Here is a 26,220-nt window from a genome sequence, read left to right on the forward strand (position 1 = left end):
CGCACAACGAAAGCGAAAGCCCGCCCTCTGTGGCGGGCTTTTTTTCGTCGGCATACTGTCTCGTCATCAGGGGAGAGAAGCATGACCGACGATATCGGCGCCTTCGTGCCGGGCCCGCGTGTGCACATCGAAGGCCGTGCCGGCGGCCCGCTATCGGGCCTCACCTTCGCCGCCAAGGATCTGTTCGACGTGGCGGGTGTGCCGACCGGCGGCGGCAATCACGACTGGCCGACCGGCCGTGCCGTGCCCTCACGGCATGCCTGGGCAGTGCAGACGCTGCTCGATGCCGGTGCGACGCTGATCGGCAAGACGGTCACCGACGAGGTGTCGCTCGGCATCCTGGGCGAGAATCCGTTCGACGGCACGCCGGTCAATGTCCGCGCGCCCGGTCGCGTTCCCGGCGGCTCGTCCTCCGGCTCGGCCGCGGCGGTCGCCGCCGGCATTTGCGATACCGCGCTCGGCACCGATACCGGCGGCTCGGTGCGCGTGCCGGCGAGCTTCTGCGGCCTCTACGGCATCCGCCCGACTCACGGTCGCATCGACATCACCGGCATGCTGCCGCAGGCGCCGACCTCGGACACGACCGGCTGGTTCGCGCGCGACGCCGAGACCTTCGCCAGGGTCTCCGCCGTGATGTTGGGCGAGGCGATCCCGACCGTTCTGCCGACGCGGCTCGTGGTTGCCGTCGACGCCTTCGGCTTTGCCGACGCTGGGGTGGCGGCGGCCCTGCAGCCGATGGTGAAGCGCCTCGCTGGGCTGATCGGCCACAGCCGCGAGGAGGTCATGGCACCGCAGGGCCTGTCGGTCTGGGCGCGGGCCCAGCGTGCCCTGCAGCCGGTCGAGGCCTATGCGACGTTCAAGGACTGGCTCGACACGCGCAACCCGCGCATGGCCTTCTCGGTGGCGCGCGGCCTGCTGGCGGGGGCGTCGGTTCCGGTCAGCGAACAGAACTGGGCCAACCTCATGCGCCAGGAGGCGCGGGCCCGCATGGCCTACCTCTTGCCGCCCGGCACCATCCTTTGCCTGCCGACCACGCCTTTTCCCGCGCCGCCGACCGGCCAGCCGCTCGCCGTGCTCGATCCGCTGCGCGACCGCATCACCTGCCTCTGTGCCCATGGCGGACTGGCGGGCCATCCTCAGGTCAGCCTTCCGGGCGCGACGGTTGACGGCCTGCCGGTCGGCCTGTCCATCATCGGCGCGCCCGGCAGCGACGCCGGCCTGGTCGCCGTGGCCCGCGCCCTCGACGCGGCGAAGTAGGAGACGAGAATTTATGCAGGACCTGACGCCGAATATCTCCGAGGTCGTGGCCGAGGTGAAAGCGCTGTTCGAGCGCTACGAGCAGGCGCTGATCGACAAGAACGTGGACGTTCTCGACGCGACCTTCTGGAACAGCCCTTACACGGTCCGGCTCGCCAACAACGAGCACGGCTACGGCTTCGACCGCATCCACGCCCATCGCGTCGCGCGGCCGCCGGGTCCGGGCACCAAGGAGAAGCGCCATCGGCTCGACATCCTGACCCTGGGCCGCGACATCGCCGTGGTGAACCTGGTCTACAAGGTGCGCGGCAAGGAGATGACCGGCCGTCAAAGCCAGACCTGGGTGCGCTTTCCCGACATCGGCTGGAAGATCGTCGCTGCGCATGTCTCGGCGATCGGCGAGCAGCCGGTGCTTTAGGACAAGCAAATTCGGAGGAAACAATGACCAACACGCCGCCGCGTCTCGGCAACTCGCTCGCGCCGCCCAATCCGGGATGGCTCGCCAAGGTGAGCGAGCCCGCGCTCGAGCCCGAGCTGCCTATCGTCGATCCGCACCATCATCTGTGGGAGCGCGGCGACATGGTCTACATGTACCGCGATCTGCTGGAGGACCTTCGGGCCGGCCACAACATCGTCGCGACGGTCTTCATCGACTGCCGTTCGATGTACCGCAAGGAGGGGCCGACGGAGATGCGGCCGGTCGGCGAGACCGAGTTCGTGAACGGCGTGGCGGCGATGTTCGCGAGCGGCGCCTATGGTCCATCGCGCGCCTGCGCCGGCATCGTGAGCTATGCCGACCTGCGCCTCGGCGCCAGGGCGCGGGAGGTGCTGGAAGCCCAGATCGCCGCCGGCAACGGCCGCTTCCGTGGCATCCGCTACGCCACCGGCTGGGACAGGCACGAGGAGATCAGGCGCACGCACACCAATCCGCCCGAAGGGCTGATGGCCGACAGGACCTGGCGCGAAGGTTTCGCCCAGCTCGGCAAGCTCGGGCTGACCTTCGACGCCTGGCTCTACCATCCGCAACTGCGCGAGCTCGCCGAGCTTGCGGGGGCGTTTCCCGACGTGCCCGTCATTCTCGACCATGTCGGCGGGCCGTTGGGCTACGGGCCCTACGCCTCGCGCCACGAGGAGGAGTTCGCGGCCTGGAAAGCATCGATGGCCGAGCTTGCGCGGCGTCCGAACGTCGCGGTGAAGGTGGGTGGCCTCGGCATGCCCATGGGGTGGTTCGACTTCTACGACCGGCCCTCGCCGCCGACCTCCCAGATGCTCGCCGATGCCTTCCGGCCGTGGGTCGAGACCTGCATCGAGCTGTTCGGCGCCGAGCGCTGCATGTTCGAGAGCAACTTCCCGGTCGACAAGGTGACGTCGAGCTATGCCGTCCTGTGGAACGCCTTCAAGCGGCTGGCCGCGAAGGCGTCGGCGGCGGAGAAGACGGCGCTGTTCTCCGGCACCGCGGCGCGCGTCTACAAGCTCGCCCTCGCGTGACAGCGAGCGGCCGCCGGCACTAAGCTCCGTCCCTCGCGTTTCGGGGGACAAATCATGCGTCGTCTTCTTGCCGCGTCGGTCATCGCCCTGGCCGTCGCCCTCGCCTCGGTCGCCGCCTCGGCCGAGACGGTCCTGAAAGTCGTCATGCATTCCGATGTGAAGACGCTCGATCCGATCCAGAGCGCCGCCTACATCACCCGCAACTTCGGCTACATGATCTACGACACGCTGTTTGCGGTGGACGGCAAGTTCGAGGTGAAGCCGCAGATGGTCGATACCTGGAAGACCAGCGACGACGGCCTTGTCTGGACCTTCAGGTTGCGCGACGGCCTCGAATGGCACGACGGCACGCCGGTCACGGCCGAGGACTGCATCGCTTCGCTCAAGCGCTGGTCGGCACGCGATGCGATGGGGCAGAAGCTCGCGGCACGGGTGGCGGAATACAAGGCGATCGATCCGAAGACCTTCGAGATTGTCCTCAAGGAGAAGTTCGGGCCCTTGCTCGACGCCATCGGCAAGCCCTCGACCACGGTTCCGTTCATGATGCCCAAGCGCGTGGCCGAGACCGACCCGTTCCAGCAGATCGACAGCTCGATCGGCTCGGGACCTTTCATCTTCAAGCGGGACGAATGGAAGCCCGGCGCGAAGCTGGTCTTCGTCAAGAACACCAAATACAAGCCGCGCGCCGAGCCGATGTCGGGCCTGGCCGGCGGCAAGGTGGTCGATGTCGACCGCGTCGAATGGGTGTGGATTCCGGACGCCGAGACCCGCGTCAACGCGCTGCTCAACGGCGAGATCGACATGATCGAGAGCCTCGATCACGACTATCTGACGACGCTCGAGAAGACCAAGGGCATCCAGATCCTGCGGAGCAGCGTCACCAACCAGTACGCCTTCCGCATGAACTGGCTCATCCCGCCCTTCAACGATGTCAGGGTCCGCCGGGCGGCGGCTTTTGCGCTGAGCCAGGAAGAGTTCCTGCAGGCCAATGTCGGCGACAAGCGCTACTACCGGATCTGCAAGGCGATGTTCACCTGCGACTCGCCGCTCGCCTCGACCGCGGGCATGGATGGGCTGATCGAAGGCAATGTCGCCAAGGCCAAGGAGCTGCTGGCCGAGGCGCACTACGACGGAACGCCGGTCGTCATGCCGCAGCCGACCGATCTCGGGGCGATCAAGCAGCTCGCGCCGGTCGCCAAGGCGCAGCTCGAGCGGGCCGGCTTCAAGGTCGATGTCCAGCCAATGGACTGGCAAAGCATGGTGGCGCGCGTGCGGAAGAAGGGGCCGCCCAGCGAGGGCGGCTGGAATGCGCTGGCGACGAGCTGGGCGCAGATCGACATCCTGAACCCGCTCACGACGGCGTTCCTCATCGCCACGTGCGACAAGGCGTTGGCCGGCTGGCCGTGCGACGCCAAGCTCGAGAAGCTGCGCGACAAGTACGTCGAGGCCAACACGCTCGAAGAGAAGCGGGCGGTGGCCGACGCGGTGCAGACCTATGCGATGCAGGTCGTGACGCACATACCGTTGGGCGAGTGGTTCAGCGTCGGCGCCGCGCGCGACGACGTCCATTTCCCCAAGCCGCTGCCGCCGGTCACGGTGTTCTGGGGCGTGAGCAAGAAATAGTGCCGCCGATCTACTCCGCGGCCTTCAGGGTGCGTGCCGCCGCGTCCTCCGCCTGCCAGCGGATCGCGACCTCGGCCAGCTTGCCCAGCACCTCGTCGAGCTCGTGGCCGCGCCTGGTCAGGGAATAGGTGACCTTGGGCGGGATGGTCGGCTCGTAGTCGCGCCGCACCAGCCCCGCGCCTTCGAGCGTGCGCAGGCGCTCGGTGAGCATCTTGGCCGAGATGCCCGACACGCGGCGCTTCAGCTCGCCGAAGCGCTGCGGCCCGAAGGTGCGCAGATTGTAGACGATGTAGGTCGTCCACGGTCCCATCAGCATGCGCAGGATGAAGTCCATGGGGCAGGAGGCGCCGCCTTCCTTGCCGTGTTCCGAAGGTGAACTTGAGCTCATCGCAACAATCCTGAAGGTTACGATTCGGTACCTACTGGCAAAGATATAGTGCTCGCCCCAACTATTTCCAGTCACTCGGAGTAATCAGATGAACTGGAGACACGAAAGAAAGCTTTCTCCAGTCATATCAAAGGATTGGAGATTGCCATGAGCAAGGTCGCCATCGTCTATCATTCCGGGTACGGCCACACCAAGGCGTTGGCCGAAGCCGTCGCCGCGGGCGCTGCGGAAGCCGCCGGCACGGAGGTGAGCCTCGTTCCCGTCATCGAGGCGGAGGCCCGCGCCGCCGAGCTCGACGCCGCCGACGCCATCATCTTCGGCTCGCCGACCTACATGGGCGGCGTCAGCGCGGAGTTCGCGAAGTTCAAGGACTGGACGTCGAAGCGATGGGCGAGCCGCGCCTGGCAGGACAAGCTCGCCGCCGGCTTCACCGGCTCGGCCGCCTGGAATGGCGACAAGCACAATACCCTCTACCAGTTCATCACACTGGCGGCCCAGCACGGCATGGTCTGGGTCGGGCTCGGCCTGCCGCCGGGCAACAACCACTCCAAGGGCTCGGGCGAGGATCTCAACCGCACCGGGGCATCGGTCGGCGCCATGGCGCAGGCCAATGCGGATCAGGGCGTCGAGGGAATCGGCGCCAGCGACTTCAGGACGATGAGCGCACTGGGGCGGCGCGTCGCCCAGGCGGCGCAGCGCTGGCACGCCGCGCCGCTCGCGCACGCGGCCTGACAGGGTCGTGCGCCGAGGAGGCCAGGCCTCCTCGGCGCTCCTTGCTCATTGCTTCTTGCTGATGTTCCAGACCACCGGCACCGGCCCTGGCAGCCAGCCCTGGAGGCGATCCTTGCGGTAGGCGCCGAAGGCCTTGTACTGGCCGACCGGCGCGTAATACGCCTGTTCGATGACGCGATCGGAGATGGCGTCGCCCAGGGCCTTCTGCTTGGCCGGATCGGTCTCGTGCATGAACTCGTCCCTGAGCTTCTGCATTTCCGGATCGCACGGCCAGCCGAACCACGCCTTCTCGCAGGCGCCCGAGGCGAAGGAGTTGGTGCCGGGATTGTCGGCATCGAGGCTGATGGTGGTGGTGAAGAAGATGTTCCACCCGCCCTCGCCGGGCGGGCCCTTCTTGGCGCGACGTGTCACCACGGTCTGCCAGTCCATCGATCGCAGATCGACCTTGAAGCCGGCCTTCTCGAGCTGCTGCTTGGCGACCGGCTGCACGTTGTTGGACGATTGCAGGTCTGTCTGGTGCAGCATCACGACCGGCGTGCCGTCATAGCCGGACTCCTTCAGAAGCTCGCGCGCCTTGTCGAGGTTCGGCTTGATCAGCAGATCGCCGTATTCCTTGCCGAACTTGGTGCCGCAGATGAAGGGGGCGTCGCAGACCTTGTAGATCTCCGGATCGCCGACCTGGGCGCGCAGCATGTCCTCTTGGGCGACGGCATACATCGCCGCCTGCCGCGCCTTCACGTTGTTGAACGGCGGCTGGAGCTGGTTGAAGCGCATGATGATCTGGCTGCCCTGCACGTTCCAGGGATAGAGCGCGATGTTCTTGTCCGCCTTGAGGACCGGGAAGAGGTCGGTCGGCGGCGCTTCGATGAGATCGATCTCGCCCGCGAGCAGGGCGTTCACCGCCGTGCTGGGATCGGAGATGGCGAGCCATTCCACGCGGTCGACCTTGGCGACCTTGCCGCCGGCCAGCATCGAGGGCGGCTCGGCGCGCGGCTTGTATTTCGGGTTCTTGACGAACACGACCTTCTCGCCGGGCTTCCACTCGTCCTGCTTGAAGATGAAGGGGCCGGAGCCGGTGAAATCGGTGATCTGCTTGAAGGGATCGGTCTCGGCCACGCGCTTGGGCATGATGAAGGGAACATTCGACGAGACCTTGCCGAGCGCATCGAGCACGAACGCGAAGGGACGCTTGAGGACGATGGCGAAGCTCTTGTCGTCGATCGCCTTGAGCTCGGCCGTGTCCTTCATCAGGAGCTGGCCGTAGGAGTCCCGGGCGCCCCAGCGCTTGAGCGACGCGATGCAGTCGGCCGACGTGACCGGCGTGCCGTCGCTCCAGACCAGCCCGTCGCGCAGCACGATCGTATAGGTCAGCTTGTCGTCGGAGACGGTGTAGTGATCCGCCATCTGGGGCTGGATCTGCAGGTTGGCGTCCTTGGCGAACAGGACATCGTATATCATATAGCCGAAGTTGCGGCTGATGTAGGCGGTGGTCCAGATTGGGTCGAGCACCTTGAGATCGGCATGCGGCACCATGCGAAGCGTCGTCTGGGCAATCGCCGGGGCGCCGAGCGCCGTCCAGATCGCCAAGGCGAACACCGCCAACCTGCATAAAGCAGTCATAGTCTCTCTACCCCCTTTGCTTTGTTGAGCTTCAGATGTTGTGCGAGGATTGAAGCAATGTCGATGCCTACTGTCTTTGTGTCGCACGGCTCGCCCATGCTGATCCTGGAGGATCTGCCGGCCCGATCCTTCCTCGCGACTCTCGGCAGCCTCGTACCGAGGCCGAGCGCGATCATCGCGGTCTCGGCGCACTGGAACACCGAGCGACCGGCGGTCTCGACCGCGGCGCGGCCCGAAACCATCCACGACTTCTACGGCTTTCCCGAAGCGCTCTACCGGCTGCGCTACGACGCCTCCGGCGCCCCCGAGCTTGCTGGCCGCGTCGCCGATGTCGTCGGAGCGGAACGCGATCCGACCTATGGGCTCGATCATGGCGCCTGGGTCCCGGCGATGCTGGGCTGGCCCAAGGGCGATATCCCCATCTTCCAGCTTTCGGTGCAGCCCTATCGATCGCCGGCCGATCATATCGCGCTTGGCCGCAGGCTCGCGCCGCTGCGCGAGGAGGGGGTTCTGGTGCTGGGCAGCGGCAGCGCCACGCACAATCTCAGACGGTTGAAGCGGGGCGAGCACGCCGCCGAGCCCGAGCCCTGGGCGCGGCAATTCGACGATTGGCTGTCAGAGGCGGCGCAGAATGGCGACGAAGCGGCGCTCGCCAACTATCGGGCCGAGGCCCCGTATGCACGCGAAGCCCATCCCACGGACGAGCATTTCCTGCCGCTGCATGTCGCCTTTGGCGCCGCCGGCGCGGGAGCGCGTGGCAAGGCGCTCCATCGCAGCTTCACCAGCGGCAATCTTTCGATGGCGTCCTACGCTTTCGCGTAGGGCGCTTCTCAGGCCACGCTGGCCGAAACGACGCCCTTTTCCTTGAGCAACTGCTCCAGCTCGCCGGTCTCGAACATCTCGCGGACGATGTCGCAACCGCCGACGAACTCCCCCTTCACATAGAGCTGGGGAATGGTCGGCCACTGGCTGAAATCCTTGATGCCCTGGCGCAGCTCCTGATCGATCAGGATGTTGACGCCATGGAACTTTACGCCGAGCTGGCTCAGCACATCGACCACCGCCGCGGAGAAGCCGCACTGCGGGAACACCGGCGTGCCCTTCATGAACAGCAGGACGTCATGCTTGGCGATCTCGTCACGGATGCGGTCGAACACCTGGGGTTCGCTCATGTCGGTCTCCTGAAACACCCCGACAAAGAATGCGGGAATGACTGCGAATTCGCGATCGAATATAGGGCTCTCAGGGCCGCTGCGCCATGGTGGTCAACTTGAGCGCGTGAAGCGCGCCGCCCATGCGGCCGCCCAAGGCCCCATAGACCATCTGGTGCTGTTGCACCTTGGACTTGCCGGCGAAAGCGGCCGAAATGACCGTGGCGGCGTAGTGGTCGCCGTCGCCCATGAGGTCCTGGATCTCGACCTCGGCGTCCGGGATGCCCTGCTTGATGAGGCGGATGATCTCGTCGGCGGCCATCGGCATTGCCTGATATCCCTGCGTTATTCAGCGGCGTTCATATAGGTCGGCAGCCACGATTCGTGAGCGGCCTTGAGGGCGGCAAGCTCGAGCGACACGAGCCCCTTCACGACGAGCGACGCCCCGCCTGAGTAGCCCAGCAGAACGGCCGGCACGCCGGCGGCCTTGGCCGCCTCGAGCACGTCGTCGGCCATACCGGTGGCGACGACATAGCGCGCTTGATCCTCGCCATAGAAAAACGCGTGCGAGGGAACGTCGGTCGGCGGCAGGGCGATCTCCATCCCGGTGCCGCCCGAGAGGCACATCTCGGCGAGGGCCACCAGGAGGCCGCCATCGCTGAGATCGTGGCAGGCGGCGACCCGGCGCGCGTCGATCTGGTCGCGCACGAAATCGCCGTTGCGGCGCTCGGCCGCCAGGTCGACAGGCGGCGGCGCGCCTTCTTCGCGGCCGCAGGCTTCGCGCAGATAGAGCGACTGGCCGAGCCAGCCCCTGGTCTCGCCGATCAGGATGATCGCCAGGCCGCCCTGCGTCAGGCGCGAGCCGACGGCCTTGGCGATGTCGTGGATCACGCCGACTGCGCCGATCGTCGGCGTGGGCAGGATCGGCCGGCCCTCGGTCTCGTTGTAGAGCGAGACATTGCCCGACACGACCGGGAAATCGAGCGCCTTGCAGGCCTCGGCCATGCCCATGACGGCGCCTGCGAACTGGCCCATGATTTCCGGCTTCTGCGGATTGCCGAAATTCATGTTGTCGGTCACGGCGAGCGGCCGGGCGCCGGTCGCGGTGATGTTGCGCCAGGCTTCGGCCACCGCCTGCCGGCCACCGGTCTCGGGATGAGCCTGCACGTAGCGCGGCGTGCAGTCTGAGGTCATGGCGAGCCCCTTGTGTCCGCCGTTCACGCGCACCAGGGCGGCATCGCCGTCCTGCGGGCGAATGGCGGTGTTGCCCATGATGAGGTGATCGTACTGGTGCCAGATCCAGGCCTTGCTGGCGAGATCCGGGCAGCTCATGAGCGCGATCAGGGTGGCGTTCCAGTCCTTGGGCGCCGGCACCTGCGCGGCGTCGAGCACGGCGGGCAGCGGCGTCAGCGTCCAGGGCCGCTCGTAGACCGGCGCCTCGGTGACCAGCGGCGGGATCGGGATATTGCCCACGACATCGCCGTGCCAGGTCAGCACCATGCGCTCGGTGTCGGTCAGCCGGCCGATCACGGCAAAGTCGAGCTCCCACTTCTCGAAGATCCCGCGGGCGAGCTCCTCGCGGCCGGGCTTGAGCACGATCAGCATGCGCTCCTGGCTTTCCGACAGCATGAGCTCGTAGGGATTCATGCCCTGCTCGCGCATCGGCACCTTGTCGAGCTCGACGACCACGCCCAGGCCGCCCTTGGCCGCCATCTCGAAGGACGAGGAGGTGAGACCGGCCGCGCCCATATCCTGAATGGCGACGATCGCGTCCGTCGCCATCAGCTCGAGGCAGGCCTCGAGCAGCAGCTTCTCGACGAACGGGTCGCCCACCTGCACGGTCGGCCGTTTCTCCTCGCTGTCCTCGTTGAACTCGGTCGAGGCCATGGTGGCGCCATGGATGCCGTCACGGCCGGTCCTGGAGCCGACATAGACCAGCGGATTGCCGACGCCGGCGGCCGCCGCATAGAAAATGCGATCCGCCGGCGCGATGCCCACGGTCATCGCGTTCACCAGGATGTTGCCGTTGTACGAGGCGTGGAAGTTCGTCTCTCCGCCCACGGTCGGGATGCCCATGCAGTTGCCGTAGCCGCCGATGCCCGCAACGACGCCGGACACAAGATGCCTGGTCTTGGGATGGCTCGGATCGCCGAAGCGCAGGGCGTTCAGGTTGGCGACCGGCCGCGCGCCCATCGTGAACACGTCGCGCAGGATGCCGCCCACGCCCGTCGCCGCACCTTGGTAGGGCTCGATGTAGGAGGGGTGGTTGTGGCTCTCCATCTTGAAGACGGCGGCCTGGCCGTCGCCGATGTCGATCACGCCGGCATTCTCGCCCGGGCCCTGGATCACCCACGGCGCCCGGGTCGGCAGCTTCTTCAGCCACACCTTCGAGGACTTGTAGGAGCAGTGTTCGCTCCACATGGCCGAGAAGATGCCGAGCTCCACCATGGTCGGCGTCCGGCCCATGATCTTCAGCAGACGCTCGTACTCGTCCGGCGCCAGCCCGTGCTCGGCCACGACCTGCGGCGTGATCTCGGGTTCGTTGGGAAGCCTGACGGGCGGGTTCTTCTCGGCGGCGATCGTCACGGCGACTTACTCACGACAGGGCCTCGACGATGCCTTCGAACAGGGCCCTGCCGTCGGTGCCGCCGAACATCGGCTCGACCGCGTTCTCGGGATGCGGCATCAGGCCGAGCACCGTCTTGGCCTCGTTGAAGACGCCGGCGATGTTGCGGATCGACCCGTTGGGGTTGCCCGTGCCGTCGACCGCGCCGTCGGGAGCGCAGTAGCGGAAGGCCACCTGGCCGCGGTCCTCGACCCGCTTCAGCGTCTCGGCATCGGCGAAATAGTTGCCCTCGGCGTGGGCCACGGGGACCTTGATCACCTGGCCCGCCTGATAGCGGTTGGTGAACAGGCTCTGGCTGGTCTCGACCTTGAGATGGACGTCGGCGCAGACGAACTTCAGGTTCTCGTTGCGCATCAGCACGCCCGGCAGCAGGCCGGCCTCGGCGGCGATCTGGAAGCCGTTGCAGATCGCCAGCACCGGCACGCCCTGCGCCGCCCGCTTCTTCACCTCGGCCATGACCGGCGACTGGGCCGCCATCGCGCCGCAGCGCAGATAGTCGCCGTAGGAGAAGCCACCGGGGATGACGATCAGGTCGGTCTTCTCGAAGTCGCCGTCGCCATGCCACACCCTGTCGGGCCGGCGGCCCGTGACCAGCTCGATCGCCTGCGCCACGTCGCCTTCGCGATTGGAGCCGGGGAAGACAAGAACGGACGCCTTCATGCTCATCTGTCCTTGTGTCCGAATACCTCACCCTGAGGAGCGCTCCAAAGGAGCGCGTCTCGATGGGTGAGAACGAGCACCTTGTCTGTTGCACACCCTTCGAGACGCGCACTGCGTGCGCTCCTCAGGGTGAGGTCTGCTTGTTTCATCAGCCCACCAGCTCGATCGAATAATTCTCGATCACCGTGTTGGCCAGGAGCTTGCGGCACATCTCGTCGAGTCGCGCCCTGGCCTTCGCCTTGTCGGTCTCGGCGAGCTCGAGCTCGATGTACTTGCCCTGGCGGACATCGCCGACCTCGGGGAAGCCCAGGCGGTTGAGCGAATGGCCGATTGCCTTGCCTTGCGGGTCGAGCACGCCGTTCTTCAGGGTCACATGAACTCTGGCTTTCATCTCGCCTCTTTACTGCAGCGTCGTCGGACCGCGCACATCGCCCGGCCCCTGATCGATCAGGATGCCAAGGCGCCGCGCTACCTCCTGATAGGCTTCCTCGACCTTGCCGAGATCGCGGCGGAAGCGGTCCTTGTCGAGCTTCTCGTTGGTCCTGAGGTCCCACAGCCGGCAGGAATCGGGGCTGATTTCGTCGGCAAGCACGATACGGACCATGTCCTCCTCATATAGGCGGCCGAACTCGATCTTGAAGTCGATCAACTTGATGCCGCAGCCCAGGAAGAGGCCGAACAGGAAGTCGTTGACCCTGAGCGTCAGCGCCACGATGTCGTCCAGATCCTGCGGCGTCGCCCAGCCGAAGGCGGTGATGTGCTCCTCGGTCACCATCGGGTCGCCGAGCGTATCGTTCTTGAGAAAGAACTCCATGATCGAGCGGGGAAGCTGGGTGCCCTCCTCGAGCCCGAAGCGCTGGGCGAACGAGCCGGCTGCGACGTTCCGTACCACCACTTCCAGGGGGATGATCTCGACCTGGCGGATGAGCTGCTCGCGCATATTCAGCCGGCGGATGAAGTGCGTCGGCACCCCGATCTCGCCCAGCTTGGTCATCAGGAACTCGGAAATGCGGTTGTTGATCACCCCCTTGCCGGTGATCGTGCCCTTCTTCTGGTTGTTGAAGGCGGTGGCGTCGTCCTTGAAATATTGGACGATCGTCCCGGGCTCGGGCCCCTCGAACAAGGTCTTGGCCTTGCCCTCGTAGATGCGACGGCGGCGGGACATTCTTCACTCCTGTGCGGACGGCCGGGACCGCCCACCATTGGGCCGGAATATGGCGGAAACCCCATGCGCCGGGACTGGGGAAAAATCCATTGAAAAAGGTGACGCGCTCGTCATATTTTCTCCCATCGGAGGCCCCAAATGGCCCAACAGATCACTTACGACAAGGCCTACGACGCCGTCGCGCCGGGCGACTTTCCGGCCATGCTCGAAGTATCGCGATACGGGCGGCGGAGCGACGCCTTCGATGGCATCATTTCGGCGACCCACGATCATTTCTGGGATCCGCTGGACAAGAGCTACATCGATTTCGATCAGCCGTTCGACATGGCGACGACGCCGATCATGCCGCTCGACAACATCATCGAGCTCAAGAGCGCGGTCGCGGACCGTCTGGACGACGATCAGAAGATCCAGCTCGCCAACGACGTGACGCACTGGTCGGTCTCGAACCTGCTGCATGGCGAGCAGGGAGCGCTGTCGCTGTCGGCGAGCCTGTGTCACGTGCTGCTCGATCCCGGCGCCCAGGAATATGCCGCCAACCAAGCGCGCGAGGAGGCGCGCCATGTCGCCGGCTTCAGCCGCTATATCGCCAAGCGCTGGGGCGAGCCGCTGCCCGTTGGCAGGACCATCGCCACCGTGCTGGCCGAGCTCGTGAGCAGCGGGGAGGTCTACAAGAAGATCGTCGGCATGCAGATGCTGATCGAGGGGCTGGCGATGGGCTCGTTCGCGACGCTCAACGCCAGGACCAACGACCCGGTGCTGCGGCGGCTGGTGCAGCTCGTGATGAGCGACGAGGCGTTCCACCATCGCTTCGGCCGCCTGTGGGCGGCCAAGACCATCCGGCATTTGAGCGGTGAGGAGCACCGCAAGGTCGAGGACTGGTCGGCGCAGCTCTTCCAGATGCTGCTCTTCAACCTGATCAACGCCGAGCAGAAGCAGGTCATCTACGCCAAGTACGGGCTCGACTGGCAGTGGGTGCGCGATGCGGTCAAGGAGACCTTCAGCGACGACGACCGCCGCGCCCAGCTGAAGGACAGCACCAACATCTTCCGCGTCCTGATCAAGACGCTCCTGCATGCCGGGATCATTACGGAACGCACGGCGCCGCTTTATGCGGTGTGGGTCGACATGAAGGAGCTGGAGGCCGAAGGTGAGGGCATTCCGGGCGATGTCGTGGCCGAGGAGATGCTGGTCGTGCTGCGCGAGATCAACGCCCGGCGCCGGCGCATCAGCAGCAAGGACGTCGCCTCATAGGAGCTGGCCGCCGGGGTTCGTCACCGGCCGTTCCGGCCCTCTGGAATGAAAGTGCGCTGCCCGCCGCAAAGTGGGTGTCATCCCGAGCGCAAGCGAGGGATCCTTGATCGGCGCCGGCCAAAGATCCCTCGCTGCGCTCGGGATGACACAGAAGTGGCTGGAGCGCATGGTTTCCTGTCAGTGGCGGACTCTCTTGGTTATGGTTTCCGCGCAAGGACGAACGCGGAAAGCCCGGCCAGGCGATTGAGCGGAAACAGCGGCAGCTCCGCCGCGCAGATGGCGGCGAGGGCAGCATTGGTGAGAGGGCCGTGCTGCTTGAGGCTGCTTTTCGGCACGGCCTCGCCGCGCGCGGCCAGTCGGACCGCGGCCGCCAAGGGAAAGACGAAGCCGAAATAGTAGGCGCCGCGCACCAGCTCGAGGCCTGCCTTGCGCATCGTCGTTTCGATCTCGCCGAGGCGATAGCGACGCTGGTGCTCGAGGAAGACGTCGTGGCCACTCCACAGGAAGCGAAAGGCCGGCACGGTGGCGAGGAAGTGGGCGCCGCTCGGCACCTTTGCCGCATAGTGGCGCACGAGCCCGCTATCGTCCTCGACATGCTCCAGCACGTCCATCATCAGCACCAGATCACAGTCCGTCGCGCCGCAGTCGCGGCGATAGCGCATGGGCTTGCCCGCCACCTTCTCGTCGTGCTCGCGGGCATAGCCGATATCGACGCAAAGCGCGCTTTCGGCATCGCCCTCGGCCAGCAGGTGGCGCGAGAAGAAGCCCGATCCCGCGCCGACATCGAGCAGTCGGCGCGGCGCCAGCCCGTCGACCATGCGCTTCAGCGCCGCCGCCTTCGAACGATAGTACCAGTGCCGGCCGATGTCGGCGCCGAGGATATCCTCCTCCTTGAGGTCCATCGGGCCCGCTTGGTCACGCCTGCGGCGGGCGGACGGCGCCGTCTTCGTACACGCCTTCCACCACGTAGATCGGCCGCGCCTTCACTTCGAGGAACAGCCGGCCGAGATACTCGCCGATGATGCCGACCGACACGAGCTGGATCGCGCCCATCAGCAGCACGACGATGATCAGCGAGGCGTAGCCCGGCGTGTCGATGCCGAAGATCAGCACGCGGCTGACGATGAAGAGGGCGTAGAGGACGGCGACTGCGGCGATCGCGAGACCGACATAGAACGATGCCCGAAGCGGCACGGTCGAGAAGCTCACCACGCCGTCGAGGGCGAAATTCCACAGTCGCCAGAGATCGAACTTGCTCGAACCCGCGGCACGCTGCGCCCGTTCGTAGGGCACGCCGGTGGCATTGAAGCCGACCCAGGCGAACAGGCCCTTCATGAAGCGGTTGCGCTCGGGAAGCTGGCGCAGCACTTCCGCCGCGCGCCGGTCGACGAGCCGGAAATCGCCCACATTGGTGGGAATGCGCACGGGCGACATGGAGTTGAAGGCCCGATAGAACCACGCCGCCGACAGACGCTTGGCGGCGGTGTCCCAGGGCCGAGTCGTGCGCACGCCGTAGACGATGTCGTAGCCCTCGCGCCAGCGGGCGATGAATGGCTCGATCAGCTCCGGCGGATCCTGAAGGTCGATGTCCATGGGAACGAGCACGTCGCCCTTGGCGTGATCGATGCCGGCGGTAAGGGCCGCTTCCTTGCCGAAATTGCGCGACAGGTTGACGATGCGAAGCCGTCGGTCCCGGCCGCTGCAGTCGAGCAGGTGGGTGAGCGTGTTGTCCCGCGAGCCGTCGTTCACGAAGACGATCTCGAAGCGCAGCCGGTCGCGCTCGAGAAGGGGCACCACGGCGTCGAGGAAGACGTCGATCGATTCTTCTTCATTGAACACCGGCACGACCAGCGACAGCAGCGGATCGCCGGTCCGCCGCGCTTTCTGCGCGGCGAGCTGCCGTTCGAGCGCATCGCCCCGGACGGGGGGCGAAGGAAGGGGCGAGTCAGGCACTCGCGGAGATTACACTATTGCCCGTCAGGCCACGACCTCGACGGCTCCGTTGAGGTCCATGATACCGAGTTCGGGGACCAGGTGCGGCTGCCGCTTCCGCAGCTCCGACCGGAACTCGTGCAGTGCCTTGGTGTGCATCTCGGTCTCGAAGGCCTTGTCGGTCTTGATGCGATCGCCATAGGCGACGGCGGCCGCGCCGCAGTCGCGGTGGGTGATGGCGATCACGCGCTTGACCTCGTGCAGCTTGACGGAAATATCGAGGTTGTCCCAGAAGGCCTTGTGCCAGTCGGCGAACACGGGCGCCACCACGCCGATCGGACCGCCGCCGATATTGAACTGACTGTAGAGGTTCTGCCAGCCGCGCGACGCCATGTACGCCCAGGTGTTGGTGGTGAAGCGCGGATCGATGCATTTCAGCAACATCGCTTCGTAGCCCTTGTCGAGCGCCGCCGCGGGACCGGCAGCGGCCACGGCTGCTGCCGCGCCGAGACCCAGTCCCAGCAGGCGACGGCGCCGAAACATCGCCAGGCAGCCGCAATCCGCGTGATGAATATGCTCCTTCATCTAAAATCAGCCTTTCCTTGTTGCGCGAGACCGCCTTTGTCGTTGGCGATCCATGTCGTCACGGAGCCGTCGTCTTCCCTGCGTGCCCCGACGGTCAGCGGAGCACCCGCGAAGATCGGCGACAGCGCACGGAATTCGAAGCTCGCAGGCACCCTGCCGACATTCGATCGGCGCGCCAACTCCATTTGCAGCATACCTAGCAGCGGTCCGTGCACGATCAGGCCGGGATAGCCTTCGGTGCCTGTGACATAAGGTTGGTCATAGTGGATGCGATGGCCGTTGAAGGTGAGCGCGGAATAGCGGAACAGCAGCACCGGATCGGGCGTGAGCGACTTCGACCAGGTCGCGCCGGTCGGGGCCGGCTTGGGCTGGCGAGGCTTCTCCCCCGCTTTGGGTGCTTCGCGATAGACGATGTCATGCTCCTCGACGAACGAATGGCCGCGCGGTCCGGAAACGGAATGGCGCACGGTCACGAACACCATGGTACCGGTCGAGCCAGTTTTGGGCTCGATCGACCTGATCTCCGACCGGCGCGCAGCCCGGTCGCCGATCGTGAGCGGCGTACCGTCGAAAGTGAAGCGGCTGCCCGCCCACATGCGGCGCGGCAGGGGAACGGGGGGCAGGAAGTCGCCGCGCTCGGCGTGGCCGTCGGGGCCGATTCTGGATTGCGGCACCGCTTCGAGGAAGAACAGCCAATGCCAGAGCGGCGGCAGGGGATCGCCCTCGCGTGGCGGCGGATCCTTCTCGTCGAACGTGGCGGCCAGGGCACGAACGGGCCAGCCGGTGATCGCGTCCTCGGCGGTTTGCGTCCTGCCCACCCAATCGCGCAGATTTTCCAACGACATCTCTTCATTTCCTCCGTGGCGCGTGGGACTTTGCCACCGCCAACATGGGGTGGAAAGGGCAGGCGGCGATGGCTATAAACCGCCGCAACTTCGCTTACTGGAGCGGCCGAGATGACGACGTTCGACGATCGCGAGAAAGCCTTCGAGCACAAGTTCGAGCACGACCTCGAGCTGCAGTTCAAGGCCCGGGCGCGCAAGAACAAGCTGCTGGGGCTGTGGGCGGCTGGGCTTATGGGCAAGACCGGCGCCGAGGCCGAAAGCTATGCCCGCGACATCGTCATGGCCGATTTCGAGAAGCCGGGCGACCATGACGTCGTGCACACGCTGATGCACGACCTTGCCGCGGCAGGGAAGCCCACCGAGGAGCACACCATCCGCCGCCAGGGCGACCGGCTGCTCGTCGAGGCGAAGAAGCAGCTCATGACCGAGGTGAAGTGACACCGGCGCCGCCGGTGTCATCCCGAGCGTCGCGAGGGAACGTTCCGGCTCCAGTAAAGATCCCTTGCCTTCGGTTCGGGATGAGACGCTAGCCGAATACGCGCTTGAAGATCGTATCGACGTGCTTGGTGTGGTAGCCCATGTCGAACAGCGCGACCAGCTCGTCGTCCGACAGGAACGTGCGGATATCCCTGTCGGCCCGGCACAGCGCCAGGAAAGAGGCATTGCCGCGCCAGGCTTCCATGGCGTTGCGCTGCACGGCCGCATAGGCCTCCTCGCGGCTCATGCCCTTCTGCGTAAGCGCAAGCATGATACGCTGCGAGAAGACGAGGCCGCCGAGGGCGTCGAGGTTGCCCTTCATGCGCTCGGGATAGACCACGAGCTGGTCGACGACGCCGGTCAGACGAGCGAGCGCGAAATCGAGGGTCACCGTCGCGTCGGGCCCGATGTAGCGCTCGACGGACGAATGCGAGATGTCGCGCTCGTGCCACAGCGTCACGTTCTCGAGCGCCGGCACGACGGCGCTGCGCACCATGCGGGCAAGCCCCGTCAGGTTCTCCGTCAGCACCGGATTGCGCTTGTGCGGCATCGCCGAGCTGCCCTTCTGGCCCTGGGAGAAGAACTCCTCGGCCTCGCGCACCTCGGTGCGCTGCAGGTGACGGATCTCTGTGGCGAGATTCTCGATCGAGGCGGCGCAGACCGCGAGCGCGGCGAAGAACGCGGCGTGGCGATCGCGCGGGATCACCTGGGTCGAAACCGGCTCGACCGTGAGGCCGAGCTTGTGGGCGACATGCTCCTCGACCCGCGGATCGACATTGGCGAAGGTGCCGACCGCGCCCGAAATGGCGCAGGTCGCGACCTCCGTGCGCGCCGCGACAAGGCGGACGCGGCTGCGCTGGAAGGCGGCATGATGGCCGGCAAGCTTGACGCCGAAGGTCGTGGGCTCGGCATGGATGCCGTGGCTGCGCCCGATGGTCGGCGTGTTCTTGTGCTCGAGCGCCCGCTTCCCGAGCGCGGCCAGCAGCTTGTCGAGGTCCTCGATCAGCAGATCCGCTGCTTCCTTGAGCTGGACGGCAAGGCTCGTATCGAGGATGTCGGACGAGGTCATGCCCTGGTGGACGAAGCGCGAGTCCGGGCCGATGAACTCGCCCAACCAGGTGAGGAAGGCGATGACGTCGTGCTTGGTCACCCGCTCGATGGCGTCGATCTTCTCGACATTGCCCGCCGGGTCCGCCTCGAGCGCCGCCATCGCCTTGTGGCCGCCGGCCCAGATCGCCTCGGCGGCCTGCTTGGGGATCACGCCGGCCGCCGCCATGGCATCGCAGGCATGGGCCTCGATCTCGAACCAGATGCGAAAGCGATTGGCGGGCGCCCAGATGGCGGCCATCGGTGGGCGGGAATAGCGCGCGATCATGGCCGGGCTTTTAGCGCCGATAGCTGGCCGATGCCATGTTAGAAGTGGCTCGACATGACCCCGCTCGCTTCCTGTCCGACCGACACGCTGGCCGCCATCCGCGGCGTCCTCACCGACATCGATGAAACCCTTTCGACCCAAGGACAGCTCACGGCCGACGCCTATGCCGCCATGGCGGCGTTGAAGAAGGCGGGGCTGCTGGTCATCCCGGTCACCGGCCGGCCGGCCGGCTGGTGCGATCATATCGCCCGCTTCTGGCCGGTCGACGCCGTGGTCGGCGAGAACGGCGCCTTCTGGATGTGGCACGACGCCAAGGCCGTGAAGCTCAGGACGCGCTTCATCCAGTCCGAGTCGGAGCGGGCGGAGGGACGGCGCCGACTGGCGGCCGTGCGTGCCGAGGTCATGGAGTCGGTGCCGGGTGCGGGGATCGCCTCCGACCAGCCCTATCGCCTCGCCGATCTGGCGATCGATTTCTGCGAGGACGTGCCCGCGCTGTCGCGCACGGAGATCGAGCACATCGTCTCGATCTTCGAGAAGCACGGCGCGCATGCCAAGGTGAGCTCGATCCACGTCAACGGCTGGTTCGGCGACTACGACAAGCTCACCACCACCAAGGCGATGATGGCGGAGCTGTTCGGCATCGACCTCACGCGCGAGGCGGAGCGCTATGTATTTTCGGGCGATTCGCCCAACGATTCGCCGATGTTCGGCTTCTTTCCCAACGCCGTGGGCGTCGCCAACGTGCGCGAATTCGCCGACGCCATGCCCAGCCTGCCGCGCTGGGTGACGACGGCACGTTCGGGCGCGGGCTTCGTCGAGCTGGCACAGGCGCTGATCGCCGCGCGGAACCCGTCTAGGACGGCGGCGCCACCAGCAGCGAGCCGAAGTGGGTGACGCTGTCGGACTGGCTCCAGACCCCGACCGTTCCCGGCACGGGCAGGGTCCGATCGGTTGCCGAGAAGAGCGAAGCATCGTCGAGGAAGGCCTGGAACTTGTCGCCTTTCAGGATAACCCGGAGCTTGTGCCATTGGCCGGTCGCAATGGCCACGTCCTTGGCTGCGATCTGGGCCCTGCGGCCGCCCTGCATGCGATAGAGCCGGACCGCGCCGTCGAGCGCATTGGCCGCGACGACGTAGTAGTCGTTCGCGTTCTGGGCGCGCAGGACGACGCCCGCGCTGCGGGCGGCCGTGCCCGAGACGGGCTTGAATCGCAAGGTGGCGTCGACATCGAGCGCCACGGTCTGGCCCGAGATGCAGAGCGGAAAGTGGAGCTCCGTCCGGTCGCCTGCCGTCTCGACGAGCGCCCAGCCGCCCAGCGCCTGCGGATCAGGGACGGCCTCCCAGGCCGGGGGCCGACCGATGCCGGTCTCGCCCTGGATGCAGGCGACACGGCCATCGGAGGTTGTCAGCGGCGCGACGAGCTGGCCGAAGGCCGGCCGCATCGCCATCAGCACGGCGAGGAAGATCAACAAACGCATGACCCGGACCTGTCAAAAAGTGCGTGCGGCTTGACCGCCTGATCGGGACGGAGGAGTTTACGCCACTGCAATCTGGAAGACCTTTCGAGGGGGGAACAATGCGTCTTTGCACCATCGTGAGCGGCGGCAAGCCCGCGGTCGGCGTGAAACTGGGCGACGGCAAGGTGATCGACCTCAGCAAGCAGATGCCAAGGGGGCCGAAATCGGTGGTCGAGATCCTTGCCGGCGGCAAGAAGCTCCAGCAGGCCGTGCTGAAGGCCTGCGCCAAGCCCAAGGCCGGCGCCACGGTGTCGGAAAAGTCGGCCAGGTACCTCCCGCCGATCCCGGCGCCGGGCAAGATCCTCTGCATCGGCCTCAACTATCGCAAGCACGCGGAGGAGACGGGCAGCCCGATTCCGGCCTATCCGGTGGTGTTCTGCCGCTTCAACAACACCCTCACGCCGCACAACGGCAAGATGCCTGTCCCGAGCCATTCGCCGCAGCTCGACTGGGAGGCCGAGCTCACCGTCGTGATCGGCAAGAAGTGCCGCAATGTGCCGAAGGAGAAGGCGTTGTCGGTGATCGGCGGCTATGCCTGTTTCAACGACGGCTCGGTGCGCGATTGGCAGCGCAAGTCGGGCGGCCAGTTCACGCTCGGCAAGAACTTCGACGGAACGGGCGGCTTCGGCCCGGACATCGTGACGCCGGACGAGCTGCCGCCAGGCGGCGCGCCGCTACGCATCATGACCCGCGTCAACGACAAGGTGATGCAGGACAGCAATACCGACGACCTGATCTTCGACGTGCCGACGCTGGTGCACGAGTTGTCGAAGGTCATGACGCTCGATCCGGGCGACATCATCATCACCGGTACCCCGTCGGGCGTTGCCATGGCGCGCAATCCGCAGCCCTGGCTGAAGGCCGGCGACGTGTGCGAGGTCGAGATCGAGAAGATCGGCGTCCTGCGCAACACCATCGTGCAGGGCGCGTAGCAGATTGCGCCACTGGAGTTCGTCACCGGCCAGGGGCGGATCCTCGTGGATGGACAAGTGCTTTCGGCAAGGCTGTGCCATCCCGAGCGGAGCGAGGGATCCTTTGTCGGCACTGCGAAAGATCCCTCGCTGCGCTCGGGATGACACGGCACTGGTTGGGCGCCTGCTCCGGTTTCTTGTTGGTGGCGCGCTGCCTTGAGTGCTCATCGGAGCGCGCCACCTCCCGTGGCGCTCACGGGCAACGAGACAGGACTTCAGGCGCCGAGCCGTCTCGGCAGGTTGTCGAGGCCGCCCATCATGAGCCGGGTGGCGAATTCGATGGCCTCGACCGGATCGACCGGATCGCGGGCCACCATCGCCACCGAGACCTCGAACACCACGCCGGAGAGCGCGGCGACGAGGTAGCCCATATCGACGTCCGGCAGGATGCCGTTGGCCATGGCCTGGCGCGCGTCGTCGAGGAGCTGGCGCGACAGAACCTGCAGATTGGGCTTCTCCATCAGCATGCGGATCGGTGTCACGTTCTGGCGTCCGAAGGCCAGGATTTCGGGGTCCTCGGCCACGAACTTGATGTAGACCGAGATGTGACCGCGAAGGAATTCCTCCGCAGTGCGCGCCTTGGCGCGGCCTTCGCGGTGGCGCTTCAGGAGCTCCCCGGCCATCTCGGCGACGACGGCCTCGAAGATCTCCTCCTTGTCCTTGAAGTAGTTGTAGAAGGTGCCGGAAGCGAGGTCGGTGCGCCGCACGATATCGCGCACGCCCGCCGCGCCGAAACCCATCTCGGCGAACACCGAACGGGCGGCCTTCAGCAGCGCGGCACGGTTCTCGGCTTTGTTCTGTTCGCGTCGGCCGGATCGCTCGCGCGCGGTCACCGCCGTCGTCGTCTGGTTGTCCATGTTCAATGTCCCAATCGTGCGAGCTCGTGGCGCAGCCCGACGACCATGTCGTCCATTGCTCGCGCCGCCGCCGGCAACGCCCCGCGCATGCAAACAAACCCGTGAATGAGCGAATCGAACTCTCGATGAATGGTCTTCACGCCCGACCCGGCCAGCCGCTCGGCATAAGCCCGTCCCTCGTCGCGCAGCGGATCGAAGCCCGCGGTGAAGATCAGTGCCGGCGGCAAAGCGGACAGATCGGCCGCGCGCAAAGGCGATACCCGGGGATCGGCCGCCTGCGCAAGCCCGTCGAGGTAGTGGTCACGGAACCATTCCATGTCGGCCCGGGCGAGCAGGAAGCCCTCGCTGCAGCTTGCGTGGGAGGGCCGTTGCTCGCTGAGATCGGTCGCCGGGTAGATCAGCCACTGCAGGCATGGCTCCCGGGGCGCGCCGCGACTCTCCTGGGCGACCACAGCGGCGATCGTGCCGCCCGCGGAGTCGCCGGCAACGACAATGCGCGCCGGATCGACGCCCAGCGCATCTCCCTCGCTGACGAGCCAGCGGAAGGCGGCGACGCCGTCTTCGATCGCGGCGGGGAATTTGTGTTCGGGCGCGAGGCGATAGTCGACTGCCACGACGGCACAGCCTGTGCGTGCGCACCAATAGCGGCAAGGGAGGTCGTAGCCTTCGAGGCTGCCGATCACGAACCCGCCGCCATGGAAATACAGGATGGCCGGCAGCGAGCGCGTCACGGATCCGGCGGGCCGGTAGAGCCGCACGCGGAGCCTGCCTGCGGGGCCGGCGATGGTGCGGTCGAGGATCGCACCCACCGGCAGCGGCCGGCCGCCCATCACCGTCATGAACATGTCGAATTCGCTGCGCGACTGCGACACCCCGAGCATGTGCAGCGGCTTCTGGCCGCTGCGTGCCAGCAGCCGGAGAAACCATTGCGTACGGCTGTCGAGCGTGCGGCCGTCCACCCTGACCGGCGGACCGGCGGCGATATGGACCCAGGAAATCGGCATGCGCAGCGCCATGCTGGCGATCCGGCCCTGCAATGCGCGTGCGATCTCCCTCGGGTGCATTGCCGTGTCCTTAGCACGAGTTCCAGGGAGCGGGCAGGGGGCAGGATAGCTGCCTCGACGGCGCGGTCCGCAATGGCTAGCGTGCGCCTGTGATGGCTGAAGCGGCAACCGGCGCCTACGCCCAGGCACTCAGGCGCGAGATCCTGCGCAGCGAGCGGATGCGCATGCGGGCCTTGGTCATCCTGCTGGCGGTTATGCTGGCGTCGATCCTGTGCGCCCTTGCTCTCTTGCCTCACTTCACGCACCAGCTCTTCCCGGAGGGCATCTCCGCCTGGGTGCCGACCGCGGGCTTTGGCTCGTTCATCCTGTTCGAGGTCGCAGCGCTTGGCCTGTTGCGCTGGCGCATCGCGGCGGACAAGGACTTCCCGCGGCCGGCGCGCTTTGCGAACGCCCTGGTCGAGACCAGCCTGCCGGGCGTGGTGATCGTCGTCCTTTCCCACCACATGGAGCCGCGTCTCGTCTTCGGCTTCTGGCCGCCGCTCCTCTACTTCGTCTTCATCGTGCTGTCGACGCTGCGCCTCGACTTCTGGCTGTCGCTGTGGACCGGCATCGTCGCCGCTGTCGAGCAGTTGGCGCTCGCCTACTGGCTGTTGCCGCTGAGCCTGACCGCAGTCAATGCTGAGGAGACGGTCTACTATCATATGAGCCGCAGCATCATGCTGCTGCTGGCGGGCATTGTGGCCGGCATCGTGGCCCAGAGCCTGCGCCGGCAGTTCGAGAATTCGGTGATAGCGGGCGCCGCGCGCGACCGGGTGACCAATCTCTTTGGCCAGCATGTCTCGCCGGCCGTGGTCGAGCGGCTGCTCGCGACGCAGGCCGAGCCGCCGAGCGAGATCCGCCCGGTCTGCGTGCTGTTCCTCGACATCCGCGGCTTTACCGCCATGAGCCATACCCGCTCGGCCGGCGAGACGGTCGACCTGTTGAACGATTTCTTCGCCGCGATGGTCGAGATCGTCGACCGTCACGGCGGCATCGTGAACAAGTTCCTGGGCGACGGTTTCCTCGCCCTGTTCGGCGCGCCACTGACCGACCCCAAGGCCGCCGACCATGCGCTGGCGGCCGGCCGCGACATGCTGGCGGCCGTCGACGACTGGAACCGTGCGCGGCCGGCGCAGGCCCTGCGCGTCGGCATCGGCATCCATGCTGGCGATGCGGTCACCGGCACCGTGGGCTCGGCGCAGCGCAAGGAGTACACCGTGATCGGCGATACGGTGAATCTCGCCGCGCGCCTCGAGCAGCTCACGAAGGAGACAGGCGCCCGCCTGCTCGTTTCCGATGCGCTCGCCAATCAGGCGCGCTCGAGCGGCGGCGTCGCTCTGGGGCCCATGGCGATTCGCGGCTACGGTGAGCCGGTGAACGTCTGGAAGCTGGCGTGAGGTGTCGTCAGGGCCGCTTACCTTGCGGTCGCGAGGCCCTTTTCCTTCCGGGCGCCGGCGCGGTTGGTCATGGGATCGAAGCCTTCGAGCTCGGCGACATCGTCCTCGTTCCAGAAGTTGAGCTCGATCATCACGCCGTCCGGATCGTGCACGAAGACCTGCTGCAGCGGCCGCTGCGGCACCTTGCGGACCTCGAACGGCACCTTGTCCTTCTTGATGGTGTCGAGCGTACCGCGGATGTCGGAGCAGTTGATCGCGACATGGTCGATGGCACCGCCACCATGGTCGGTACGACCTGTCTCGGACACGAGGTGAAGGATCGCCTTGTCGCCGGCATAGAGCCACGCGCCCGGGAACGGGAACGGCGGCCGGTCGCCGTTGCGCAGCCCCACATAGCGCTCATAGAAGCGCACCGTGGCATCGAGATTCTTGCAATAGACATTCCAATGGTCGAGCGAGAGTGCGGGCATGGGTTCCTCCTCTTGCAGGGGCGCGAGCTTACACCCATCCCCGCTAGCCGTGGCAGCAGGAATTTCCCGGCTGCCGGCCGTACTTGTCGTGGTGGCGGACCCAGTCGGTCAGGTTGCCGCCCGGCGGCTCGTTGCGCCCCTTGGGCGTGAGATCGAGGAAGCTGTAGGTGCTGCCAAGCTGGTCGGTGCCGCGGGCGAACACGGAGTAGGTGTGAAACACCTGGCCGGCCTCGTCCTTGCAGAAGACGCTGAATCCCGGCATCTCGTCGCTCATGTAACGGCCGAGCTCGAAGTTGTAGAAGGCCTGATTGCGGGCGCGGTCCTCCTCGGTGAAGGAGACGTGGTAGTCGAAGTTGAAGTCGCTGTCGAACGACGACACCCACTTGAAATGCCAACCCATGCGCTTCTGGAACGCCTGGATCTTGGCGAGCGGTGCGCGCGAGACGGCGACCAGCATGACGTCGTGGTTGATGAGATGCACGAGCTGGCTGTCGAGCTGGTCGGCGCCGAACGAGCAGCCGACGCAGCCTTCCTCCCAGTCCGGCCCCAGCATGAAGTGCTTGATGATGAGCTGGCTGCGGCCCTCGAACAGATCGGCCAGCGTCTCGCGGCCGTCCGGCCCTTCGAACTCGTAGCGCTTCTCGACCTTGACCCAGGGCAGCGCCCGGCGTTTCGCTGCCAGCGCATCGTAGGCCTTGAGCAGGGCCTTCTCCTCGGCGAGCAGGGCGCGGCGGGCGGCAAGCCATTCGTCGGCAGAGACGATCTGATGGGCAGGTTCCATGACCCTC

Annotated in this window: 29 protein-coding genes; 11 read left to right on the forward strand and 18 right to left on the reverse strand. The window is 66.3% G+C overall.

From position 1 onward, the window contains the following. Positions 1-81 precede the first annotated feature (81 nt). Genes OJF58_RS16550 through OJF58_RS16565 form a run of 4 tightly spaced genes read left to right on the forward strand, consistent with a single transcriptional unit; the run spans position 82 to position 4,368 of the window. Entirely contained in the window at positions 82-1,257 is a 1,176-nt protein-coding gene (locus OJF58_RS16550) for an amidase (protein ID WP_300778820.1), read from the forward strand. A 13-nt stretch (positions 1,258-1,270) separates the two neighbouring features. Beyond that, positions 1,271-1,675, forward strand: a complete 405-nt coding sequence (locus OJF58_RS16555; protein ID WP_300778821.1) for an AtzH-like domain-containing protein — start codon at positions 1,271-1,273, stop codon at positions 1,673-1,675. Positions 1,676-1,698: 23 nt separating this feature from the next. After that, positions 1,699-2,745, forward strand: coding sequence for an amidohydrolase family protein (locus OJF58_RS16560; RefSeq protein WP_300778822.1), 1,047 nt, complete (start codon positions 1,699-1,701; stop codon positions 2,743-2,745). A gap of 54 nt (positions 2,746-2,799) precedes the next feature. After that, positions 2,800-4,368 (forward strand): ABC transporter substrate-binding protein, encoded by a 1,569-nt coding sequence (locus tag OJF58_RS16565; RefSeq protein WP_300778823.1) that lies wholly within the window; start codon positions 2,800-2,802, stop codon positions 4,366-4,368. 10 nt (positions 4,369-4,378) lie between these two features. On the opposite strand, the gene OJF58_RS16570 is transcribed toward OJF58_RS16565, so the two are convergent. Continuing rightward, positions 4,379-4,756, reverse strand: a complete 378-nt coding sequence (locus OJF58_RS16570) for a helix-turn-helix domain-containing protein (protein WP_300778824.1) — start codon at positions 4,754-4,756, stop codon at positions 4,379-4,381. Positions 4,757-4,903: 147 nt separating this feature from the next. On the opposite strand from OJF58_RS16570, the gene OJF58_RS16575 reads away from it, so the two are divergent. Beyond that, a complete protein-coding gene (locus OJF58_RS16575) occupies positions 4,904-5,488 on the forward strand; it encodes an NAD(P)H-dependent oxidoreductase (protein ID WP_300778825.1) in 585 nt (194 codons plus the stop codon). A gap of 45 nt (positions 5,489-5,533) precedes the next feature. Here OJF58_RS16575 and OJF58_RS16580 read toward each other — a convergent pair whose 3' ends face one another. Next, on the reverse strand, positions 5,534-7,084 hold the full coding sequence (locus OJF58_RS16580; RefSeq protein WP_366526776.1) for an ABC transporter substrate-binding protein: 1,551 nt from the start codon (positions 7,082-7,084) through the stop codon (positions 5,534-5,536). Between the two features lie 87 nt (positions 7,085-7,171). Between OJF58_RS16580 and OJF58_RS16585 the strand changes: the two genes are divergently transcribed. Then, positions 7,172-7,930 carry a class III extradiol ring-cleavage dioxygenase gene (locus OJF58_RS16585; protein ID WP_300778827.1) on the forward strand — a complete coding sequence of 253 codons (759 nt, stop codon included), beginning with the start codon at positions 7,172-7,174 and terminating at the stop codon, positions 7,928-7,930. A gap of 8 nt (positions 7,931-7,938) precedes the next feature. On the opposite strand, the gene grxD is transcribed toward OJF58_RS16585, so the two are convergent. The 6 genes from grxD to purC form a co-directional block, all read right to left on the reverse strand. Then, positions 7,939-8,280: a Grx4 family monothiol glutaredoxin gene (gene grxD / locus OJF58_RS16590; RefSeq protein ID WP_300778828.1), complete on the reverse strand. Its 342-nt coding sequence runs from the start codon at positions 8,278-8,280 to the stop codon at positions 7,939-7,941. Positions 8,281-8,350: 70 nt separating this feature from the next. Next, positions 8,351-8,587, reverse strand: coding sequence for a BolA family protein (locus tag OJF58_RS16595; protein ID WP_300778829.1), 237 nt, complete (start codon positions 8,585-8,587; stop codon positions 8,351-8,353). Between the two features lie 17 nt (positions 8,588-8,604). Continuing rightward, positions 8,605-10,845 (reverse strand): phosphoribosylformylglycinamidine synthase subunit PurL, encoded by a 2,241-nt coding sequence (purL, locus tag OJF58_RS16600; RefSeq protein WP_300778830.1) that lies wholly within the window; start codon positions 10,843-10,845, stop codon positions 8,605-8,607. A 10-nt stretch (positions 10,846-10,855) separates the two neighbouring features. Further along, positions 10,856-11,545, reverse strand: a complete 690-nt coding sequence (gene purQ / locus OJF58_RS16605) for a phosphoribosylformylglycinamidine synthase subunit PurQ (RefSeq protein WP_300778831.1) — start codon at positions 11,543-11,545, stop codon at positions 10,856-10,858. A 148-nt stretch (positions 11,546-11,693) separates the two neighbouring features. Next, the gene (purS, locus tag OJF58_RS16610) at positions 11,694-11,936 is read right to left on the reverse strand and encodes a phosphoribosylformylglycinamidine synthase subunit PurS (protein ID WP_300778832.1); all 243 of its coding nucleotides are present in this window, start codon (positions 11,934-11,936) and stop codon (positions 11,694-11,696) included. Between the two features lie 9 nt (positions 11,937-11,945). Further along, positions 11,946-12,710 carry a phosphoribosylaminoimidazolesuccinocarboxamide synthase gene (gene purC / locus OJF58_RS16615; RefSeq protein WP_300778833.1) on the reverse strand — a complete coding sequence of 255 codons (765 nt, stop codon included), beginning with the start codon at positions 12,708-12,710 and terminating at the stop codon, positions 11,946-11,948. 138 nt (positions 12,711-12,848) lie between these two features. Here purC and OJF58_RS16620 point away from each other — a divergent pair, with 138 nt between their 5' ends. Further along, positions 12,849-13,964 (forward strand): ferritin-like domain-containing protein, encoded by a 1,116-nt coding sequence (locus OJF58_RS16620; RefSeq protein ID WP_300778834.1) that lies wholly within the window; start codon positions 12,849-12,851, stop codon positions 13,962-13,964. A gap of 197 nt (positions 13,965-14,161) precedes the next feature. Here the strand turns inward: OJF58_RS16620 and OJF58_RS16625 are convergent, their stop codons facing one another. Genes OJF58_RS16625 through OJF58_RS16640 form a run of 4 tightly spaced genes read right to left on the reverse strand, consistent with a single transcriptional unit; the run spans position 14,162 to position 17,326 of the window. Then, complete coding sequence (locus tag OJF58_RS16625) at positions 14,162-14,866, reverse strand: class I SAM-dependent methyltransferase (RefSeq protein WP_300778835.1); 705 nt, start codon at positions 14,864-14,866, stop codon at positions 14,162-14,164. Positions 14,867-14,879: 13 nt separating this feature from the next. After that, positions 14,880-15,917 carry a glycosyltransferase family 2 protein gene (locus tag OJF58_RS16630; protein ID WP_300778836.1) on the reverse strand — a complete coding sequence of 346 codons (1,038 nt, stop codon included), beginning with the start codon at positions 15,915-15,917 and terminating at the stop codon, positions 14,880-14,882. 24 nt (positions 15,918-15,941) lie between these two features. Then, positions 15,942-16,481 carry a hypothetical protein gene (locus OJF58_RS16635; RefSeq protein ID WP_300778837.1) on the reverse strand — a complete coding sequence of 180 codons (540 nt, stop codon included), beginning with the start codon at positions 16,479-16,481 and terminating at the stop codon, positions 15,942-15,944. Further along, complete coding sequence (locus OJF58_RS16640; RefSeq protein WP_300778838.1) at positions 16,478-17,326, reverse strand: MaoC family dehydratase N-terminal domain-containing protein; 849 nt, start codon at positions 17,324-17,326, stop codon at positions 16,478-16,480. Before OJF58_RS16640 ends, OJF58_RS16635 begins: the two co-directional genes overlap by 4 nt. A 111-nt stretch (positions 17,327-17,437) precedes the next feature. Between OJF58_RS16640 and OJF58_RS16645 the strand changes: the two genes are divergently transcribed. Further along, positions 17,438-17,764 carry a DUF1476 domain-containing protein gene (locus OJF58_RS16645; protein WP_300778839.1) on the forward strand — a complete coding sequence of 109 codons (327 nt, stop codon included), beginning with the start codon at positions 17,438-17,440 and terminating at the stop codon, positions 17,762-17,764. Between the two features lie 88 nt (positions 17,765-17,852). Here the strand turns inward: OJF58_RS16645 and purB are convergent, their stop codons facing one another. Next, on the reverse strand, positions 17,853-19,178 hold the full coding sequence (purB, locus tag OJF58_RS16650; protein WP_300778840.1) for an adenylosuccinate lyase: 1,326 nt from the start codon (positions 19,176-19,178) through the stop codon (positions 17,853-17,855). A gap of 54 nt (positions 19,179-19,232) precedes the next feature. On the opposite strand from purB, the gene OJF58_RS16655 reads away from it, so the two are divergent. Continuing rightward, on the forward strand, positions 19,233-20,072 hold the full coding sequence (locus OJF58_RS16655) for an HAD-IIB family hydrolase (RefSeq protein ID WP_300778841.1): 840 nt from the start codon (positions 19,233-19,235) through the stop codon (positions 20,070-20,072). Here the strand turns inward: OJF58_RS16655 and OJF58_RS16660 are convergent. Continuing rightward, a complete protein-coding gene (locus OJF58_RS16660; protein ID WP_300778842.1) occupies positions 20,032-20,655 on the reverse strand; it encodes a hypothetical protein in 624 nt (207 codons plus the stop codon). The genes OJF58_RS16655 and OJF58_RS16660 overlap by 41 nt on opposite strands. Before the next feature lie 98 nt (positions 20,656-20,753). Here OJF58_RS16660 and OJF58_RS16665 point away from each other — a divergent pair, with 98 nt between their 5' ends. Next, on the forward strand, positions 20,754-21,626 hold the full coding sequence (locus tag OJF58_RS16665) for a fumarylacetoacetate hydrolase family protein (RefSeq protein WP_300778843.1): 873 nt from the start codon (positions 20,754-20,756) through the stop codon (positions 21,624-21,626). Positions 21,627-21,880: 254 nt separating this feature from the next. On the opposite strand, the gene OJF58_RS16670 is transcribed toward OJF58_RS16665, so the two are convergent. Continuing rightward, a complete protein-coding gene (locus OJF58_RS16670) occupies positions 21,881-22,522 on the reverse strand; it encodes a TetR/AcrR family transcriptional regulator (protein WP_300778844.1) in 642 nt (213 codons plus the stop codon). Between the two features lie 2 nt (positions 22,523-22,524). Then, positions 22,525-23,586, reverse strand: coding sequence for an alpha/beta hydrolase (locus OJF58_RS16675; protein WP_300778845.1), 1,062 nt, complete (start codon positions 23,584-23,586; stop codon positions 22,525-22,527). Between the two features lie 92 nt (positions 23,587-23,678). Between OJF58_RS16675 and OJF58_RS16680 the strand changes: the two genes are divergently transcribed. Beyond that, positions 23,679-24,962: an adenylate/guanylate cyclase domain-containing protein gene (locus tag OJF58_RS16680; RefSeq protein ID WP_300778846.1), complete on the forward strand. Its 1,284-nt coding sequence runs from the start codon at positions 23,679-23,681 to the stop codon at positions 24,960-24,962. A 17-nt stretch (positions 24,963-24,979) separates the two neighbouring features. On the opposite strand, the gene OJF58_RS16685 is transcribed toward OJF58_RS16680, so the two are convergent. Both OJF58_RS16685 and OJF58_RS16690 read right to left on the reverse strand, forming a co-directional pair. After that, positions 24,980-25,432 carry a VOC family protein gene (locus OJF58_RS16685; protein WP_300778847.1) on the reverse strand — a complete coding sequence of 151 codons (453 nt, stop codon included), beginning with the start codon at positions 25,430-25,432 and terminating at the stop codon, positions 24,980-24,982. 43 nt (positions 25,433-25,475) lie between these two features. Beyond that, on the reverse strand, positions 25,476-26,213 hold the full coding sequence (locus OJF58_RS16690) for a thioredoxin family protein (RefSeq protein ID WP_300778848.1): 738 nt from the start codon (positions 26,211-26,213) through the stop codon (positions 25,476-25,478). Positions 26,214-26,220: the final 7 nt, after the last annotated feature.

The organism is Enhydrobacter sp., from assembly GCF_030246845.1.
Classification (GTDB): domain Bacteria; phylum Pseudomonadota; class Alphaproteobacteria; order Reyranellales; family Reyranellaceae; genus Reyranella.